At 64.3% G+C, this 17,915-nt stretch carries 16 protein-coding genes; 8 read left to right on the top strand and 8 right to left on the bottom strand.

Going from position 1 to position 17,915, the window contains the following annotated elements; genetic code table 11:
- Positions 1 to 57: 57 nt before the first annotated feature.
- The 6 genes from ACR0NY_RS15095 (at position 58) to ACR0NY_RS15070 (ending at position 5,926) form a co-directional block, all read left to right on the top strand.
- Positions 58 to 1,326: an ABC transporter substrate-binding protein gene (locus tag ACR0NY_RS15095; protein WP_170369291.1), complete on the top strand. Its 1,269-nt coding sequence runs from the start codon at positions 58 to 60 to the stop codon at positions 1,324 to 1,326.
- Positions 1,327 to 1,427: 101 nt separating this feature from the next.
- On the top strand, positions 1,428 to 2,273 hold the full coding sequence (locus ACR0NY_RS15090; RefSeq protein ID WP_170341551.1) for a carbohydrate ABC transporter permease: 846 nt from the start codon (positions 1,428 to 1,430) through the stop codon (positions 2,271 to 2,273).
- On the top strand, positions 2,270 to 3,109 hold the full coding sequence (locus tag ACR0NY_RS15085; RefSeq protein WP_170369289.1) for a carbohydrate ABC transporter permease: 840 nt from the start codon (positions 2,270 to 2,272) through the stop codon (positions 3,107 to 3,109). The genes ACR0NY_RS15090 and ACR0NY_RS15085 overlap by 4 nt, the downstream gene beginning before the upstream one ends.
- 21 nt (positions 3,110 to 3,130) lie before the next feature.
- Positions 3,131 to 4,171, top strand: coding sequence for an ABC transporter ATP-binding protein (locus ACR0NY_RS15080; protein WP_170369287.1), 1,041 nt, complete (start codon positions 3,131 to 3,133; stop codon positions 4,169 to 4,171).
- 10 nt (positions 4,172 to 4,181) lie between these two features.
- Entirely contained in the window at positions 4,182 to 5,459 is a 1,278-nt protein-coding gene (locus ACR0NY_RS15075) for an amylo-alpha-1,6-glucosidase (protein ID WP_170369285.1), read from the top strand.
- 44 nt (positions 5,460 to 5,503) lie between these two features.
- Positions 5,504 to 5,926, top strand: a complete 423-nt coding sequence (locus ACR0NY_RS15070; protein ID WP_170341556.1) for a GNAT family N-acetyltransferase — start codon at positions 5,504 to 5,506, stop codon at positions 5,924 to 5,926.
- Positions 5,927 to 5,943: 17 nt separating this feature from the next.
- Here ACR0NY_RS15070 and ACR0NY_RS15065 read toward each other — a convergent pair whose 3' ends face one another.
- From ACR0NY_RS15065 to ACR0NY_RS15050, 4 genes are read right to left on the bottom strand one after another with little or no spacing between them, the layout of a single operon-like run.
- Positions 5,944 to 6,927, bottom strand: a complete 984-nt coding sequence (locus ACR0NY_RS15065; protein ID WP_170341558.1) for a glycosyltransferase family 4 protein — start codon at positions 6,925 to 6,927, stop codon at positions 5,944 to 5,946.
- 14 nt (positions 6,928 to 6,941) lie between these two features.
- A complete protein-coding gene (locus tag ACR0NY_RS15060; protein ID WP_170341560.1) occupies positions 6,942 to 7,928 on the bottom strand; it encodes a glycosyltransferase family 2 protein in 987 nt (328 codons plus the stop codon).
- Between the two features lie 20 nt (positions 7,929 to 7,948).
- A complete protein-coding gene (locus ACR0NY_RS15055; protein ID WP_170369283.1) occupies positions 7,949 to 8,869 on the bottom strand; it encodes a glycosyltransferase family 2 protein in 921 nt (306 codons plus the stop codon).
- Positions 8,866 to 10,104 (bottom strand): oligosaccharide flippase family protein, encoded by a 1,239-nt coding sequence (locus ACR0NY_RS15050; protein WP_170369281.1) that lies wholly within the window; start codon positions 10,102 to 10,104, stop codon positions 8,866 to 8,868. Before ACR0NY_RS15050 ends, ACR0NY_RS15055 begins: the two co-directional genes overlap by 4 nt.
- Before the next feature lie 195 nt (positions 10,105 to 10,299).
- Here ACR0NY_RS15050 and ACR0NY_RS15045 point away from each other — a divergent pair, with 195 nt between their 5' ends.
- Positions 10,300 to 11,529 carry a polysaccharide biosynthesis/export family protein gene (locus ACR0NY_RS15045; protein WP_170369279.1) on the top strand — a complete coding sequence of 410 codons (1,230 nt, stop codon included), beginning with the start codon at positions 10,300 to 10,302 and terminating at the stop codon, positions 11,527 to 11,529.
- Here ACR0NY_RS15045 and ACR0NY_RS15040 read toward each other — a convergent pair.
- From ACR0NY_RS15040 to ACR0NY_RS15025, 4 genes are all read right to left on the bottom strand, one after another.
- Positions 11,519 to 14,077 carry a PAS domain-containing hybrid sensor histidine kinase/response regulator gene (locus ACR0NY_RS15040; RefSeq protein WP_170369277.1) on the bottom strand — a complete coding sequence of 853 codons (2,559 nt, stop codon included), beginning with the start codon at positions 14,075 to 14,077 and terminating at the stop codon, positions 11,519 to 11,521. The two genes, ACR0NY_RS15045 and ACR0NY_RS15040, sit on opposite strands and share 11 nt — an antisense overlap.
- Positions 14,078 to 14,138: 61 nt before the next feature.
- Positions 14,139 to 14,639, bottom strand: a complete 501-nt coding sequence (locus ACR0NY_RS15035; RefSeq protein ID WP_254432955.1) for a putative pterin-binding protein — start codon at positions 14,637 to 14,639, stop codon at positions 14,139 to 14,141.
- Between the two features lie 100 nt (positions 14,640 to 14,739).
- Positions 14,740 to 15,627 carry a UTP--glucose-1-phosphate uridylyltransferase gene (locus tag ACR0NY_RS15030; RefSeq protein WP_170341569.1) on the bottom strand — a complete coding sequence of 296 codons (888 nt, stop codon included), beginning with the start codon at positions 15,625 to 15,627 and terminating at the stop codon, positions 14,740 to 14,742.
- Between the two features lie 21 nt (positions 15,628 to 15,648).
- Complete coding sequence (locus ACR0NY_RS15025; protein ID WP_170369275.1) at positions 15,649 to 17,022, bottom strand: WecB/TagA/CpsF family glycosyltransferase; 1,374 nt, start codon at positions 17,020 to 17,022, stop codon at positions 15,649 to 15,651.
- Between the two features lie 253 nt (positions 17,023 to 17,275).
- Here ACR0NY_RS15025 and ACR0NY_RS15020 point away from each other — a divergent pair, with 253 nt between their 5' ends.
- The gene (locus ACR0NY_RS15020; protein ID WP_170341572.1) at positions 17,276 to 17,890 is read left to right on the top strand and encodes a response regulator transcription factor; all 615 of its coding nucleotides are present in this window, start codon (positions 17,276 to 17,278) and stop codon (positions 17,888 to 17,890) included.
- Positions 17,891 to 17,915 lie beyond the last annotated feature (25 nt).

Here is a 17,915-nt window from a genome sequence, read left to right as displayed (position 1 = left end):
ACCGACCCCACCGGGCAGAACGGGCAAAAGGCCCAATCGAAACTCTGGGAGGAGTCCATGTCAATTCAATCCAAGCTGGTCGGTGCCGCATCCGGCCTTGTTCTGGCCCTAGTCACAAACGTGGCGCAGGCCGAGGTTCTGTTCTGGTCGACGCAGGCCAAGCCGGTCGAAGAGGCGCAGGCCATGCGCGAACAGGTTCTTTCAGGCTTCGAGGGTGGCGTGGACTACCAGCCCAATGACGGCGGCCCCTGGCTGACGCGTCTGCAAGCCGAATTGCAGGCCGGCTCGGGCACGATCGGCGTTCTGGGCGCGCTGCACGGCGATTTCTCGGCCATGAACCCTGACGATCTGGTCGACCTGGATGATCTGGGAATCGCCTCGGCCTCGGACACGTTCAACGAGCTGGCGACGCTTGGGGCAGGCAGCTTGCAATACATCCCCTGGATGCAGGCCAGCTATATCATGGCGGCCAACAAAGAGGCGCTGCAGTATTTGCCCGAAGGCGCAGACATCAATGCGCTGACCTATGACCAGCTGATCGAATGGGCCGCCAACGCGCATGAGGCTGCGGGAGAGCCGAAATTCGGCTTCCCGGCCGGGCCCAAGGGCCTGAAGCACCGTTTCTTCCAAGGCTATCTGTACCCGTCCTACACGAACGGCGTGGTGCGGACCTTTGCGAGCGACGATGCCGTGACCGCGTGGGAAAAATTCCGCGAGCTGTGGACACATACCAACCCGGCCTCGACCAACTTCTCGTTCATGCAGGAACAGTTGTTGTCGGGCGACGCCTGGATCGTGTTCGACCACACCTCGCGTCTGGCGCAGGCCTTCAACGAGCGGCCTGATGACTTCGTGGCCTTCCCGGCCCCGGCGGGCCCGACCGGGCGCGGCTTCATGCCGGTACTGGCTGGGGTTGCGATCCCCAAAACCGCACCGGACATGGAAGCGTCCAAAGCTCTGGTCGCCTACATGATGAAGCCGGAAACCCAGATCGCCACGCTGCGTGCCACCAACTTCTTCCCGGTCGTCGCGGTTGACCTGCCCGCCGACCTGCCGCCAGCCGTAAAGGCCGCAGGCGACGCGGTCGCCAAGATGAGCGGCTCGGCTGATGCCAACCCCGGGCTGCTGCCTGCGGGACTGGGCGACAAGGGCGGTGACTTCAACCGCGTCTATACCGACGCGTTCGAGCGGATCGTGCTGGCCGGTCAGGACATCCGCACCGTGCTGGACGATCAGAAAGGCGCGTTGGAGGCGATCATGCAGGAAACCGGCGCGCCCTGCTGGGCTCCGGATGCGCCTTCGGACGGTCCGTGCCCCGTCGAATAAGGGTCTGACCTGATCCCGACACCGGGCTTGACGCAGGCCCGGTGTCCCCCGACCTCTCTGCCCGAAACCACCGGAACTTCCGCAAGGAAAGGAGCGATCAGATGAACGCTCGTGTGTTGCCCTATGTGCTGATCCTGCCCGTGACGGCGTTTCTGTGCCTGTTCTTTCTGTATCCTTTCGTCCTGGTCGCCAAGCAGGCTTTCAACACCGGCGACGGATTTACGCTGGACAATTTCCGGCAGGTGGTCGGGTACTGGAAATTCCCGATCTCGTTGCAGAACACGCTGCTGCTGGCGGCGGCGGTGGTTCCGGTGCAACTGGCGCTGGCGCTGCTGATGGCCACGATGGTCAACAAGATGCAGCGCGGGCGCGACCTGGTGCTGTATGTCTGGACCATCCCGCTGGGGATCTCGGATCTGGCCGCGGGCATCATCTGGCTGGCAATCTTCGAACAGTCGGGCTTCCTGAACTCCATGCTTTCTGGGCTGGGCGTGGTGGACCGGCCGGTAAATTTCCTCAGCTATCAACACCCCGGCGTGGTGTTCTTGGCCATCGCCCTGGCCGAGATCTGGCGCGCCACCGCGATCATGCTGGTGATCCTGGTGGCAGGGATCGGCCTGATCCCCAAGGAATATTACGAGGCGGCCGAGGTCTTTGGCGCCTCGCCCTGGAAACGCTTCACCCGCATCACGCTGCCGCTGCTGCGCCCGTCGCTGCAGACGGCACTGGTGCTGCGCGTGATCCTGGCCTTCGAGGTCTTCGCCGTAGTGCTGGCCCTGGGGGGAACCCTGTTCCCCGTCCTCATGAGCGAAACCTACGCCTATCAATTCGACCTGCTTGACAGCGGCGCGGCCGCGGCGATGGCGCTGATCATCCTCGCCATCTCGATCGGGTTCACCCTGATCATCCTGCGCGCCCTGCGTGTCCCGAAAGGAGCCACGATATGACGACCGTCACGACCGAGGTCGCCGCGCCCGATACACGCCGGGCCGGACGCTATGTCTACATCGCTGCGGTGGTGCTGCTGTGCGCCTGGGTGCTGGTGCCGCTGTATTTCCTGCTGATCAACACGCTGTCCTCGCCGGAAACGGTGAACAGCTTTCCCAAACCGTTCATCCCCGAATTCGACCTGGGCAGCCTGGGGTTCTTTGCAGGCTTTGCGGGCATCCTGACCGCGCTCAAGAACTCGATCCTGGTGGCGGGGCTGACGATGATCATGTCGATCCTGATCGGTGCACCGGCGGGCTATGCCCTGTCCCGGTTCGACTTTCGCGGGAAAGAGTTGTTCCGCCTGCTGATCCTGCTGACCCGTGCCTTTCCGCTGCCGCTGCTGGCGCTGCCCTTGGCGGTGATGTTCATCCAGACCGGGCTGGATGACACGGTATTCGGCCTGTCGCTGGTGCATACCACGCTGGCGCTGCCATTTGCGGTGTTGATCACCTTTTCGCTGTTTTCCGGCATCCCGCTGGAACTGGAAGAGGCCGCCTGGACGCTGGGCTGCACCCGGCTGACCGCCTTCACCAAGGTGGTGCTGCCGTTGATCCTGCCGGGGATCACGGCCTCGGCCATCTTCGCCTTCGTGATCTCGTGGAACGAGGTGTTCGCCGCCGCCGTTCTGACGATCGAGAACCGGACCCTGACGGCCTTTTTGCTGCAGAACCTCGACACGTCGCCGCTGCATCTGAAATTCGCAGGCGGTTTCATCCTGGTCGTGCCGGCGCTGATCTTCATCTTCGCCGTGCGCAAATACCTGTTCGCCATGTGGGGCATCGCCAACCGCTGACAGCCCCAAGGAGTTGGAATAATGGCAGAAATTCAAATCAAGAATGTCGCGAAACGCTTTGGCAGCTATCAGGCGCTGCACGACATCAACCTGACCATCCAGGACCAGGAATTCATGGTTCTGCTGGGGGCCTCGGGCTGCGGCAAGACCACGCTGCTGCGGATCATCGCCGGGCTGGAGACCGCAACCGAGGGCGAGGTCTGGATCGGCGGACGCCGGGTGGATCACCTGCCGCCCAAGGATCGGGGTATCGCCATGGTGTTCCAGAACTATGCCGTGTTCCCGCATCTGACCGTGTTCGAAAACATCGGGTTCGGCCTGCGGATGCAGAAACTGCCCAATGACGAGGTCAAGCGCCGGGTCGAGCGCACGGCGGGTCTGATGCATATCGACCAGCTGCTGGGGCGCTATTCGGGCGAGCTGTCCGGCGGTCAGCGCCAGCGCGTCGCCGTAGCCCGCGCCCTGGCGATGGAGCCCGACGTGATCCTGATGGACGAGCCCCTGTCGAACCTGGACGCGCTGCTGCGGATGGAGATGCGGGCCGAGCTCAAAGGCGTTCTGGCCGAAAGCAACACCACCGCCATCTATGTCACCCACGACCAGGTCGAAGCCATGAGCATGGCCGACCGGATCAGCGTGATGCATCAGGGCAAGATCGTTCAGGCGGCCTCGCCAATCGAGGTCTACCGCAACCCGTCGGCCGAGTTTGTGGCCGGATTCATCGGCAATCCTCCGATGAACTTCCTGCCCGCCACCCCGTCCGGAGACGGCAAATGGACCGTCGCGGGCCAGATCCTCGACGGGCCGTCCCGAACCACGCCGTTGCATTTCGCGATCCGCCCCGAGGATCTGCGCCCGGCCGATACGGGCCTTGCCGCCACAGTCAAGGTGGTCGAGCCCCTGGGCGCGCATCTGCTTGTCACCTGCAGCGTGAACGGCGCCCTGTTCCGCGCGGTTCTGGACAGTGATCTGACCGTCCGCCGCGGCGACACCCTGACCCTGGCCCCGCAGCCCGACCGGGTGCGCTGGTTCGACCCCGAAACAACCCTGGCCGTAGCCTGAGGAGCGCGCAATGAAACAGGATCTTATCGAACAGGCCCGCGCCGTTCTGGTCCGAAACGACCGGGGCGACTATACGGTGCCCACCCACGGCCTCTATCCGTTCCAGTGGAACTGGGACAGCGCGCTCAGCGCCCTTGGGTTCTCGCATTTCGACGAGGCCCGCGCCTGGCGCGAGATCGAGACCTTGTTCCGGCATCAGTGGGATGACGGGATGGTGCCGCATATCATCTTTCACGAGATGAATGACGGCTATTTCCCGGGGCCGGATGTCTGGGCCACTGGCCGCGCGGTTCCAACCTCGGGCATCACGCAGCCTGCGGTGGCCGGGTTTGCCGTACGGCGAATCCATGCGCGGGCGAAGAACCGGGCGCTGGCCGATGCGCAGGCCCGTGCCCTGCTGCCCAAGATCCATGCTTGGCACCAATGGTTCTATACGAACCGTGACCCGCAGGGCACCGGACTGGTCGCCATCATCCACCCGTGGGAATCGGGGCGTGACAACTCGGTAGATTGGGACGCGGCGCTGGCCCGGGTCCCGACCGAGGGCGTGGCCCCGTTCCAGCGTCGCGACGTGGCCCACGCCAACCCGGCGCACAGGCCGACCGATGAAGAATACCGCCGCTATATCTGGCTGGTGCAACATTTCCGCGGCCTTGGCTGGGATAATTCCAGGCTGCATGACGCCTCGCCGTTCCGGGTCGTAGACCCCGGATTCAACGCGATCCTGATCCGCTCGTGCCTCGACCTTGCCGCGCTGGCCGACGACCTGGGCGAGGCCGAGATCGCAAGCGCCTCGCGCGCCTTTGCGCAAGCGGGCATCGCGGCGATGGACGCCCTGTGGAGCGAGACCCGTGGGCAATATCTGTGCTTTGATCGGGTCACCGGGGAGTTGATCGACAGCCCCTCGATCGGCGGGTTGCTGGCGGCGTTCTGTCCCATCCCCGAGCACCGCGCGCAAGCCATTGCCCAGCGGTTGGAAGCCATCGGTGCCACGGTCCCGTATCTGGTGCCCAGCCACGACCCGGCGGCCCCCGAATTCGACGGGCTAAGGTACTGGCGCGGGCCGGTCTGGCTGATCGTGAACTACATGATCGCAGATGGTCTGCAACGCGCCGAGCAAACCCGGATCGTGCAGCGGATCGTCGACGACAGCCTGCGCCTGATCGAGCAAAGCGGCTTTGCCGAATATTACGACCCGGTCACCGCCGAACCCTGCGGCGGCAGCAGCTTCACCTGGACGGCAGCGATGGTGATCGAGATCCTGAACGCGGAAACTTCCCCGGCATGAGCGGTGCCGCACCGATCCCCACTCAACGGGCATGGGCCTGACCGATGACGGGCCCGTCCATTGTTTCCGCCCCCGGGCAGGAGGACTGGGTCGAGCAAGCCCTTCTTGCGGAACTGCGGGCCACCGCGCCGCAAGGGGTCAATGACAGCATCACGCTGATTGCGCAGGACGGCGCCAACCGGGTGGGCGGCCTGCATGGCGCAACCTCCTATGGGTGGCTGCTGATCAAGACCTTATGGATCGACCCGGCCCATCGACGCTGCGGTTTGGGCCGGCAGTTGCTGGACCACGCCTTTGCCGAGGCGCGCCGGCGCGGGTGTCATTCTGCGTGGCTGGACACATCCAACCCGTCCGCCGCGCGGTTCTATGAGGCTTTGGGATTCGAGCCCTTTGGTCGCCTGGCCAACACGCCCACGCAAAACCCGCCCGGACATTGCCGCTGGTTCTTGCGGCGCGCCTTGCCGTAGCCGTCACCACGCCGCCCTCACAACCGTTTGGCCGGATCGAACACCTGCTGCCACCGCTGTGCATAGCGGGATCTATCAGCCTTGGGTGCCAGGGCGGGAACCACCGGAGGCGTGCCCGCCAGAACTGCCTCGATCGATTTGCGCCACGCCTTGGGATCGGACCCGCACGGGATCACGCCGCTTGCCCCGATCCGGTCACGCAGACCGTCGACCATGCTGACGATGACCGGACGCCGCGCCGCGCGCGCCTCATCCGCCACCAGCCCGTAGGCCTCCCACCGCGAGGGCATCGCCACCACGTCCACGGCCCGGTAGGCCTCGGCCGGGTCGTCGGCGTGGCCCCGAAACTCGATCCGCCGGTCGCCTGCGGCCAAGGCTGCAAGGCGGTCGCGCTGGCTGCCTTCGCCAAAGATCACAAGCCGTGCATCGGGGTTGGGGCACATGCGAAACCCTTCGATCAGCAGATCGAAACCTTTCTGCGGCTCGAGCCGTCCGATCGCACCGATGACCCGGGCCGCCTCGACCGGCCCGGCTGCGCGGGCAACCGCGCTCAGGTCGACCTGGGGCGAGATCACGCTCAGCTTGGATGCGGGGGTCAACCGCCGGTCGGCCATCCAGCCGGCCTGCGCCTTGCTGACGGCGATGACCTGATCGAACAACGAATAGGTCACGCGCAGCATCGCAAAGAACCGCCGCTTGTGCGGCACGTTCAAGGCGGTGAAAGACCGGGTATAGCTGTGTTCGACATGAACCAACCGCGTGGTGGGATGCATCGCCCGCAAGGCCGAGAAGGCCGGCAGGCAGCGCCAGCCGGGGGCAATGTGGCACACGATGACATCGGCTTGGAAACTGCCCCAGCTGAAGGCGGTCCGCTTGACCGGGCGAACCTCTTGGTGGACTTCGTCGGCCAGTTCGGGCAGCTGCGCAAGATGGTCGAGCATACGCATGACCCCACCGGTCGTGGTGTCATCAACAAGGTGAAGAACGGTGATCTTGGACATTTGGAAACCTCGGTTCAGATGGAAGTCTGGCGGCGCATGAGGCGACCGGCTTGAACAACAGGCGCCGGCCCGACCGCGCGCAGGGCTGCGGCTGCGATGATGGTGGTCAACGTTTTTGCGGGTTCTTCGATCAGGGGCCGGGCGCTGGTTGAAATCGACCGCTGCGCAAGCTCCCAAGCCTTGTGCGCATCCAGATTGCTGACCGCGCGGCGCGCAAGATAGCGCAGCTGATAGGCGCGCGCCGCCGCCTCGTGCCGGGCAAAGAATTCAGGGTTCAGTGGACGCAGCTTGTCGACCATCCGCTCCCACGCCTGCAACTGACGGTCCAAGGCCGCCGACAGGCCGGTCGCATGGATCCGGTAGCGGGTCAGCAGCCCCGGCACGCCTGCGATCTGCCAATCCGTCGTCAGCATCAGCCGCAGCCAGCATTCGATGTCCTCGGACTGGCGAAAGGTTTCGTCAAAGACCCAGTCGCGCTTGGTCTCGAACGCTGGGCGGTAGGCCAGATCCAGCAAGGCCGATTTGCGCGCTACCGCTGCCGACCCATTGCCGATCGGGTTGCGTTTCAGGACATGTGCCGCCGTCACGTCCCGCAGGCGCGGCGACTGGCGGACGCGCATCAGCCGACCACCCTCGTCGATCATGGCACTGCCGGAATAGCTGATCGCAAGGTCGGGTTCGGCCTGCAGGTGACGCACATGGGTGGCCAGCTTTTCCGGCAGCCACAAGTCGTCGGCGTCGCAGAAGCCGACGAACTCTCCCCGCGCGGCCGCGATGCCAGTATTGCGCGCCCCGGCGAGGCCGCGGTTTTCCTGCCGGATCACCCGCACTTTGGGGTCGGTCGCATGGGCGCGGGCAATGGCGGGGGTTTCGTCCTGCGAGCCGTCATCCACGATGATGATTTCGAAATCATCATGGGTCTGCGACAGAAGCGAGGCCAGAGTCTCGGTCATGGTCGCGGCGGTGTTGTAGGCGGGAACGATGATGGATGCCTCGGGCATTTTTGGTCTCCTGGTTGGAATCAGCGGGCAAACAGCGCCTGACGGATCGGGCGGGGCAGGGCAGGGGCCAGTGCCGCGCCAAGTGCAGTGGGCACACCGCGGCGGATTGGGTTGAGAAAGCTGCGCGCGCTCAGCGCCAGACCGGCGCGGGCATAAGCGCGGGCCATCGACGGTTCCGCGCCCAGACGAAGTGCGCGCCGGGCCAGATACCGCATGTAGATCGCCTCGGATGCGCGCGACGGTGCAACGCCGTAGCGGGCCGCCGTTGCAACCGCCCGAGCGCGCCCGGCCCGCATCGCCTCGAGGTCCGAAGACAGGCCGCTGCCGCTGGTCCGGTACCAGACCTGCAGGCGGTCAACCCCGATGATCACGTGGCCTTCGCCCGCCAAGCGGATCAACAGCTCAAGATCTTCGTTGTGGACCGCAGCCGGGTTCAGCCCGCCGACAGCAGCGAACACCTGGCGGCGCACTGCAAGGTTCGACATCGTGCACACCGCGTTTTCCGCCAGCAGGTCTGGAATGGTCAGGGGATCGGTGGGAACCGTTGAGCGCGTCGGACAATCACCGGGGGTTTCGGAAAAGAACCCGATCTGACCAAAGGCCGCATCAATGCTGGTATCTGCAAACAACCGGTCCAGTTGGGCCAGCTTGTCCGTGACCCACAGGTCATCCGCGTCGCAGAACGCGAGTATGTCGCCGGTGGCCACAGTTGCACCATGGTTGCGCGCAGAGCTGGGGCCGCGATTGGGGTTGGCCTCAACCCGCACCCGGGCGTCGCGCGCGCAAAATTGCCGGACAACTTCGGTCGTCTGGCGCGAGGGCTTGTCGCCCACGCAGATGAGTTCGAAATCCGCAAAGCTCTGCCCCAGCAGGCTATTCAGGGTGGCGGCAATGGTTGCCGCGTCATTGTGGAAGGGAACGATGATGGAAAACCGGGTCATTGGGCGCGCGCCTCCTGAGTGATTGCAGAACCCCGCGGCAGCAGCGCCCAGGATGCGGCCAGCATGATGGCGCTGCAGGTGCAGACATACCCGACGGCGACGGGCATCAGGCCCAGCGGCGCCATCAGGGCGGTATTCGCGATCAGGCTCGCGGCCAGAACCGTGCTGACCCGCAATTCCGTGACGGGGCGGTTTTCCGACCGCAGCCACCCGGCGACCGCCGACCAGATCACCGTCGGCAGGGCCGCAAGGCACAGAACCGATACCACCGGGGCGATCTCGGCCCAGCCCTGTCCCAGCAGCAGCGGCACATAGACCGGGGCCAAAGCCGCCTGCAGCAGAACCAGCGGCGTCAGGATCAGCAGCGACAGGCCCAGCCCGTGGCGCAGCGCCCCATGCTTGTCCTCGGCCGCGCACAGATGCGGGAACAGAACGACCGAGAAGGCTTGCGTGAACGAAGTGGCCAGCCCAAGCCCCGCATTGAAAGCCATGAAATAGATGCCAAGCGCCTCTGCGCCCATCATCGCGCCCACCACCAGCTTGTCTGCCTGCAGGCGCAGAACCTTGACCAGTTCGACGCCCAGAACGGCCCAGCCGTAGACCACGAAAGGTTTCAAAGCTGCAAACCCGGCCTGACGATCAGGCGACCACCGACGCAGGCGGCGCATCAGCACCAGCCAGACAGGTGCAGTCAGCAGGCGCGGAAGGACCAGCGCCATGGGCGAAGCCCAGACCACCGCCAGCAGCGCCGTCAGGGCGTTGGCCCCCACGACTTGCCCGCCGGCGATCGCGGCGGTCTGCTGCAGCTTGCCCTCGCGCATTGCCAGTGCGGCCTGAACCAGGCCCGCCGGCATGAACAGGTATTCCCCGGCCAGCACCGCCAGCAGCATCGCCAGCATTGCGTGGCCCATGACGAACAGTGCCGCTGCGACCGCCAGTTGCAGCAGGCACAGCCCCGAGCACCAGACCCAGAAGATGCGGTGCGCCGTGTTGCACCGCTGTGCCAGTTCCTCGGACGGGGCTTGAATGATACGCTGGTTCACCCCGTTCTCGGTCAGCGCCTTGAGAATGTCGCCCGCCGCCAGAGCCGCTGCGGCCAGACCGATCGCTTCGGGGCTGAGGGTACGGGCAACGGCCACCACGACGACCAGGCGCGACGCCTTGGCCGCCACTTCGGAGGCGGTGTAGGCCAACAGGTGCCGCAGAAAACCGGATTGTGCAAAGCTGTGCGTCATGACGCCGTGATCCCGAAAAACAGTTGTTGGTTCTGTTGTACGGGTGGCCAAGGCCTGTGTCCCGGACGCGGTCGTACGGGGCAGGGGACCGTTCGGAGAGGGACCTATCCGAATGGGACAAGCCGCCATCCCGATGCCGGGCTGACGCAGGCCGCGCGGCAGGGTTTATCTTCTGTGACAGATCAGGAGATGAAAATGACCATGAATTTCAAGAACTTCCTTATTACGGCCGTCAGCGCCTCGACCCTGCTGGGGTGCAGCAGCATGCAGACCCCGCGCAACATCGAAGCCGTATCTCGCGGCGAAAGCTATCAGGCGCAATACCGCGAACCCGGACGTCGGCGGGGCAACACGCCATTGCTGCAGGCTGCGGCGATGAACGGCCAGACCTGCATGCCGCAGGCCGGCGATCAGGGCGCGAATGCCTATGCGAAATGGTCTCAACCCGCACTCAGCCCCTTGTTGGGCGAGAAACTGTCGCGCAACGACATGGTCCAGATCACCATCGAAGGGGACGATCTGCTGAGCGACGCTTATGTCGTTTCGCGTGACGGAGACCTGAAGCTGCCCTACCTGCCGCCCGTGCGCGCCCAGGGCCGCACCACCGAGCAGGTCGAACAAGAGGTGGCCCGCGTTCTGGTTGCAGCCCAGTTCTATGACGCCGAACCCCGCGTGACCGTGCGGGTCAGCGATTTCGCCTCGGTAACAGTGGGTGTGCGCGGCGCGGTGTTCGAGCCGCACTCGGTCGAGATCGGCGGTGTTCCGGGCGATTCCCTCGACCGTCGGCGCCAAGGCGCGCTGGGGGCCTCGACCGAGGGGCGCAACCTGTCGGTGGCGCTGCGGGCCGCGGGCGGGGTGCGGCCGGATGCCGATCTGTCAGCGGTCGAGCTGCACCGCCAGGGGCGCATCTATCGCATGGATCTGCGCGGCGTGTTCGAAGGATCGGACCCGACCGACATCATGCTGCTGACCGGCGACCAGATCGTGGTCAACAGCCGCGGCTGCTTCCAGGACGCGCTGATGCGCCCCAGCCCGATCAGCCCGCCCGGCGTGACGCTATACATGTCGAACCTGACCCAACCGGCCGCGGGCAATGCAGAATCCGCCATCGGGCGCGACGTGCGTGAAGTGCCTTATGGCACCCGTTTCCTGCAGGCCGTGGTCGACAGCAACTGCGTCGGCGGGTCGAAGACGACAAACGCCAACCGCAGCGCAGTGTTGTTCACGCGCAACCCAGTGACCGGGTCCTCGGTCGTGATCGAGCGCAATATCGAAAAGCTGCTGCGGCGCGGAGACCGTGACGACTTCGACCCCTATGTTCTGCCGGGTGATGCCGTGGCCTGTTACGACAGCAAGGTCACCGGAGTGACCGAAATCGCCCGGTCGCTGGGCATCGTCGGGGCCGCCGCGCTGCTCATCCCTTGATCGCACCGGGGGCGGGCAACACAGCCTTTGCCCGCTCCCAAACCTCGGGCAGACCGTTCAACAGAAGGGCGACCTGCTGACGTTCTGCTGATTTTGCGGCCATCTCGATCGCAATCAGCGCATCGCGGAACCCCATCGCACCAAAGGTCGCCGCACTTCCCGCCAGCCTGTGACACTCCTGCGCGACCTGGTCCAGATCGGCTTCACCGGCCTCCAACTGGGCAAGCTGAGCGACGACGGCATCCCCTTCGGACAGGTACTTGCCAAGCAACCGGTCAAAGACGTCGGCGCCGAGGCTGACGCGCAGATCTCCGATATGATCCGTTTCGTCCTCGGACCGGGTCGAAGCTCCGAGGTTGGTGACCACCGACAAGGCCTTGCGCAAGGCATCCAGGGCAATCGGCTTGCCGACAAAGGCGGTCATACCGGCGGCGCGGAACGCGTCGACCGCATCAGGCAGCACGTTGGCCGAAACGGCAATGATCGGTATCTCTGCCGAAGGCCCGCCCCCGCTGCGGATGTGGCGCGTGGCCGTCGGACCGTCCATGACCGGCATGCTGATATCCATCAGGATCACGTCGAACCGATGCGCAGCCGCCGCGTCCACGCCCAGTTGGCCGTTCTCGGCAACCGTCACCCGGTGACCGTCCAGTTTCAGCATGTTGCAGATCACCTCGCGGTTGATCTCGTTGTCTTCGACCACCAGCACGTCCAACGGCTGTGCGTGCTGAACCTCTGGCTGGTCGCTGTCAACGTTGGCGTCCAATTCGGCGTCCTGCAGCGGCAGACGAACCCAGAATACACTGCCCTCGCCGGGTGTGCTTTCAACGCCGATCTCGCCGCCCATGGCCCGAGCAAACCGACGTGCGATGCCCAGGCCCAGACCGGTGCCGCCGGCGGCCCGACCGATGCTTGGATCGCTGGTGTGAAAATCGTCAAAGATGACGTCGACCTCATCAGGGCCGATACCGATACCCGTGTCGATGATGCGGAATTCAAAGATGTTGACGCCGGCCGTGGGGCCAGGCTCGGTCACTTCGACCTCGATCGAGATCCGGCCGTTTTCGGTGAACTTGATGGCATTGCCGACAAGGTTCAGAAGAATCTGCCGCAACCTTTGGGCGTCGGCGGCGACACAGGGGCGCGCCTCACCCACCCACTGCCAAGAGATGGAGTTCTCCCGCGAGGCGGCGTTGCCGCTTTGACCGTCCACAATCTCTTGCAGGATGTCGTTCAGGTTCGAGGGCTGCAACGCCACCGACAGTTTCCCGGCCTCAAACCGGGCGATGTCCAGAACGGTGTCGACGTGGCTCAGGAGGATCTGGCCCGAGATTTCCATGTTCTCGACGAACCGCGCCTGTTCGCGGGTGGTGCGGGTGTTTTTCAGCAGCGTGAGGTTGCCCAGCAACCCGTTCAGCGGCGTGCGGATCTCGTGGCTCATCACGGTCAGGAAATCGGCCTTGGCCTTCTCGCCGGCCAAGGCGCGGTCACGAGTGCTGATCAATTCCTGCTGGGCGGCAACCCGCTGCGAGATGTCACGGACAAAGCCGATGACGATTTCCTGATCGCCTGCCCGGGCCGATTGCAGCGCCAGTTCGACCGGAAACTGCTCGCCATCCGCGCGCATCGCCTCCAACTGGACACGGCCTTTGCCGACGACATGACGTTCTCCGCCAGACTGCATGCGCACCATGCCGGCGCTATGTGCCTCACGCAGATGCGGCGGCACGATCAGGTCACCGATCGCGCGACCCCGGGCCTGATCCGCCGTATAGCCGAATATTGCCTCGGCAGCTGGGTTGAACTCGATCACGTCGCCCTTGGCATCGACCACGATCACTCCGTCCAACGAGGTTGAGAGGATCGTGTTCATCCGTTCATTCGCCTGCCGCAGCGCCCGGCCGCGGCGCGTGGCGCGCCGGTTGACCACCAGAAGATAGGCGCTGACAGCACCCAGAGTCAGAAGCAAGGCCCCCGACAGAATCGCCAATCGCAGCAAGTTTGCCGCCGTCTGGATGCGCTGCTGGTCCGACTCGGTGGCAAAATACGAGATGCCCGAAACGGCCAACGTGCGGACATGCGGACCGATCTCGAGGGCGGCGCGTTTCAGATCGTCCAGTTTTTCGGACAGCTCCGCATCCGGCGCGTCGATCAAGGGGATCGCGGCGTTCAGGTGCCGGGTCACCCGCTCCAACGGCAGGCGGAACCGGTCATCCTGGCGCAAAGGCTGGAACACGCGGGATTGGGCCAGCGTATCGACACGGCTGTAAAACAGATCGAACCGCCGGCGCACCAGATCCAACGTGCCATTCTCCGCGTCCTGCGCCGCCGACGCGGTTTCCAGAGCATTCAGGTAGGACAGATAGTCGACCTCGACCTGCGACAGCGTCCATTGGACATTGTCCGAAGGTGCCGCTCGCCGGTCGTTGAAATCGGTAAACACCTGCGCCGACAGCCACGCCACCGTGACCAGACCCAACAAAACGCCGAAGCCGATGAGCCCGAAGACCCATCGGCGGCGCAAAACCTGCGTATCGGAATCGCTCAATCCGAGCCTCATCGATTGTTCACTGCGCTTTACTCATTACTGCACTCATTCCGGTTGCAAGCTATTTAACGACCTCGAGACGATCGAGTTGCCAGATGCTGCGCGAATAGGTCACCTCGGTCTGGTATTTCGGGTCGCTGTCATAGGGGTAGACGATCCACAGCGGGCCCTTCTGCCGGCGTGACATCTCGGCACCGTTCATTTCATAGGCCACGATCGGGTCGCTTTCGGTGACCGAGTCCATCGGGATTTCAACCGCATAGTCGTTGATCGCTGTGGCGCGGATAATGCTGCCATCTGCACCGACTGCCTCCAGCACCACCGACAAGGGCACGCCGACAAAGGTGTTTTCACCTTCGGTCCAGATCGTCGAGGTCGCAAATGTCCGTGCGGGCAAGGCTTTCAACATGTCCATACCGAACCGCGCACCATCCTCGGCTCCGGACTGGGTCAGGTTGCCGGTGATCGTCAGAACCACCTCTCCGGCGGGTTCGGCCAGATCCTGGGCCTGTGCCTGGCCCAAGGTCAGAACCATTGCCAAGGCTGCAAGTAAAATCCGCATGTCATTCTCCTAGTGTCCAATTGCACAAGATCAGAAAGCGTGACCGGGCAACAGACGGGCATCAGGATAAGCACCTATCCGAACGGATAGGTGCCCGCCGTTACGCGGCCGGGCGCAGGTGGCCCATGCGCTGTGCCATGATCCGCTCAAACCCTTCGCGCAGCTCTGACCGCTGCAGGGCAAAAACCGCGGTGGCCTCAAGGTACCCGGCGACTGAGCCGCAGTCGAAGCGTTCACCCGCGAAGGCGTAGCCCGAGCAGCCAGCGGTTTCGATATCCGCAGCGATGGCGTCGGTCAGCTGGATTTCATTTCCCGCACCCGGTGCCTGGCCGGCCAGACGATCAAAGATCGATGGCTGCAGGATATACCGCCCGACGATGCCGTAGTTCGATGGCGCCTGCTCGGGGCTGGGCTTTTCGACCAGGCCGCGCAGCTTTTGCACACGCCCGGCCTGCAGGGCGATATCGACCACCCCGTAGGACTCGATCCTGTCGGACGGCACGGATTGGGTCGCAACCATGTGGCCGCTTTGGTCACAATAGCTTTGGACCATCTGTGACAGAGCCGGGCGTCGGGCGCTGATGACGTCATCGGGCAGGATCACCGCAAACGGCTCATTGCCCACGCACTCGCGCGCCAGCGACACGGCATGGCCCAATCCACGGGGCGCATCCTGCCGGACAAAGCAGTATTTGCCATCCTCCAGATCGGCGCAGCGCAGGTTGTTCAAGAGCTCGGTCTTGCCACCATCCTTCAACTTGCGTTCAAGCGCCGTATTCCGCCCGAAATAGGCCTCAAGCGCGGTTTTCTCGGGTGACGTGATGAAGATGAATTCTTCGATCCCGGCCGCGCGCGCCTCGTCGACGGCATATTGGATCAGAGGGCGGTCGATCAGGGGCAGCATTTCCTTGGCCACGGTCTTGGTTGCGGGCAGAAACCTTGTGCCCAGTCCGGCGACGGGAAAGACGGCTTTGCGAATCTTGGTCATAACAATTCTCCTTGGGTTTTCTCAGTAGGCGCCGCGGCCGGACACGACGGCCCGCACGGTCATGGCAATCAGCATCAGATCCAGAAGGGCCGAACGGGACCGCACATATGCCGTGTCCAGGTCGATCATCCGGTCAAAGTCGATGGCGGCCCGGCCCGACACCTGCCACAGGCCGGTGATCCCGGGGCGGACGGCCATGCGTTCAAGCGCGCGGGGCGGGTATTTGGCGACCTCCTCGGGCAGGGCAGGGCGCGGTCCGACGATCGACATATCGCCCTTCAACACGTTGAGGATCTGCGGCAGCTCATCCAGCGAAAAGCGGCGCAGAACCTTGCCCACCCGCGTGACACGCGGATCGTGGCGTGCCTTGAAGCACACGCCTGCGCGGTCGGACTGCGCCAGCAGGCTGGCCCTTTGCGCTTCGGCGTCGGTGGTCATCGAGCGGAACTTGTAGACGGTGAAAGGCACCCCGTTCCTGCCCACCCGTGTCTGCCGGAACAGGGCCGGGCCGCGGCTGTCCAGCCGGACAAGGGCGGCAATGGCCAGCATCGGCAGGGCCAGAACCGTCATGGCCGCCAGCGCGAAGGTCAGGTCAAGACTACGGCTGGGCGTCAGCCCGCCAAGAGCCTGGGCGACGCACCGTCCCAGAAATTCGAAATTTCCGATCAGATAGCGGCGGGCCATGCGGCGCGGCTCCATCGCCAACCGCCACGCCCATTCCATCCGGACCCGCCGCACGATCCCGGGTGCCCGCCGGACGTTGCCCGCCAGAAAGTCGAACAACGCGCCGACACCCAGAACCAGATTCGGGTTCAGCCGGGCACGGTGCCGCGTAATCCACAGTTCTTGCAGCGGAACGCCCATGGCCACCAGCAGGATATCTGCGCCGGATTGGTTGATCTCGTCCAGGGCTTCGTCCGTGCGTTCGATGCCACCAAACCCGTCGCGTGAACCGGCAATCCTCAGGCCGGGTGCCATGTCTTGCAGGCGCGCTGCTGCGGCCTGTGCGGTGCCGGGCGTTCCGCCCAGCAGATAGACCGACTGGCCCAGCTTGGCCGCGCGCCGGACCAGGCGCGGGACAAAGTCGGTTCCGTTCAGGTTCTCGGTCAGGTGTTCGCCCTGCATCGCGGCGGCAAGCTCGACCCCGATCCCGTCGGGCAGGACGAAGTCGGCTTGCGTCAGGGCTGCTCGATATTGGTCATTCTTTGCCCGGACATTTGCGCAATGTGCGTTCAGGAAAAAGACGGTCCGGCGGTGACCATCCAAAAGCGTGGTGATGACCGGACCGGATTCTGCATTCACCACCGGCTGCCCGAGGATTTCGGTGATTGGCAGCGCGGTGCCGGGCGTGGTGTGTGCGCCGTCGAATAGGGCGTGTGCGGCTTGAAAGTGCATGGAACTCTCCGAACATGAACTGAACTCTTGCCCTGAACCTGCCCGCTGTGCCGGCGCCGCAACAGACGAGCATCGGGAGAGCGCGCGGAGAAATAGGCTGACTGACGCGGCCTGGATGCGGCACCGCAAGGAAATCCGGCCAGTTGCTCCTATCCGATCGGGTATCTGCCTGTCCGTTCGGTAGTCTTCACCGCCGATCATCAATGGTTTACTAACCTTTTCAGGTCTGGGTGGAGGCACATGGAGTTCATTGATGAAAGTTCTTATCGCCGACGATCACGAACTGGTTCTGGACACGCTCGTCGCCTTCATCGAGGCCGCAGGCGGGATCGAACCCACCACCGCGCCGGATTTTGCAACCGCAAGGGCCAAGATCGAATCCGACGGTCCGTTTGATCTGGTTCTGCTGGACCTCAACATGCCAGGCATGAACGGGCTGAGCGGGTTGGAAACCTGCATTGGCATGGATCGCGCGCGGCATGTGGCGCTGTTCACCGGCGATGCCTCGCGCGATCTGGCTGAACGTGCGCTCGAGCTGGGGGCAGCCGGGTTCGTGCCCAAGACCCTGCCGGCCAAGTCTCTGGTGAACGCCATCCGTTTCATGGCCATGGGCGAGCAATATCTGCCCGTCGGATTCATGAGCGCCGAGCAGCCGAACGACACCCACCCGATGGCCAAAAAACTGACCGAGCGCGAGCGCCAGGTCCTCAAGGGTCTGACCGAGGGCAAGTCGAACAAGGAGATCGCCCGCGATCTGGACCTGTCCGAGCCCACGATCAAGCTGCATGTGAAAACGCTGTACCGCAAAGTGGGTGTCAGCAACCGTACCCAGGCCGCGATGGCCGCGCGCGAGGCGGGCCTGTTCTGACCAGCGCCCATCCTTTCGGATAGGG

This window comes from Ruegeria sp. BJ5 (assembly GCF_056537865.1).
This window is presented reverse-complemented; position numbering and strand designations above follow the sequence as displayed.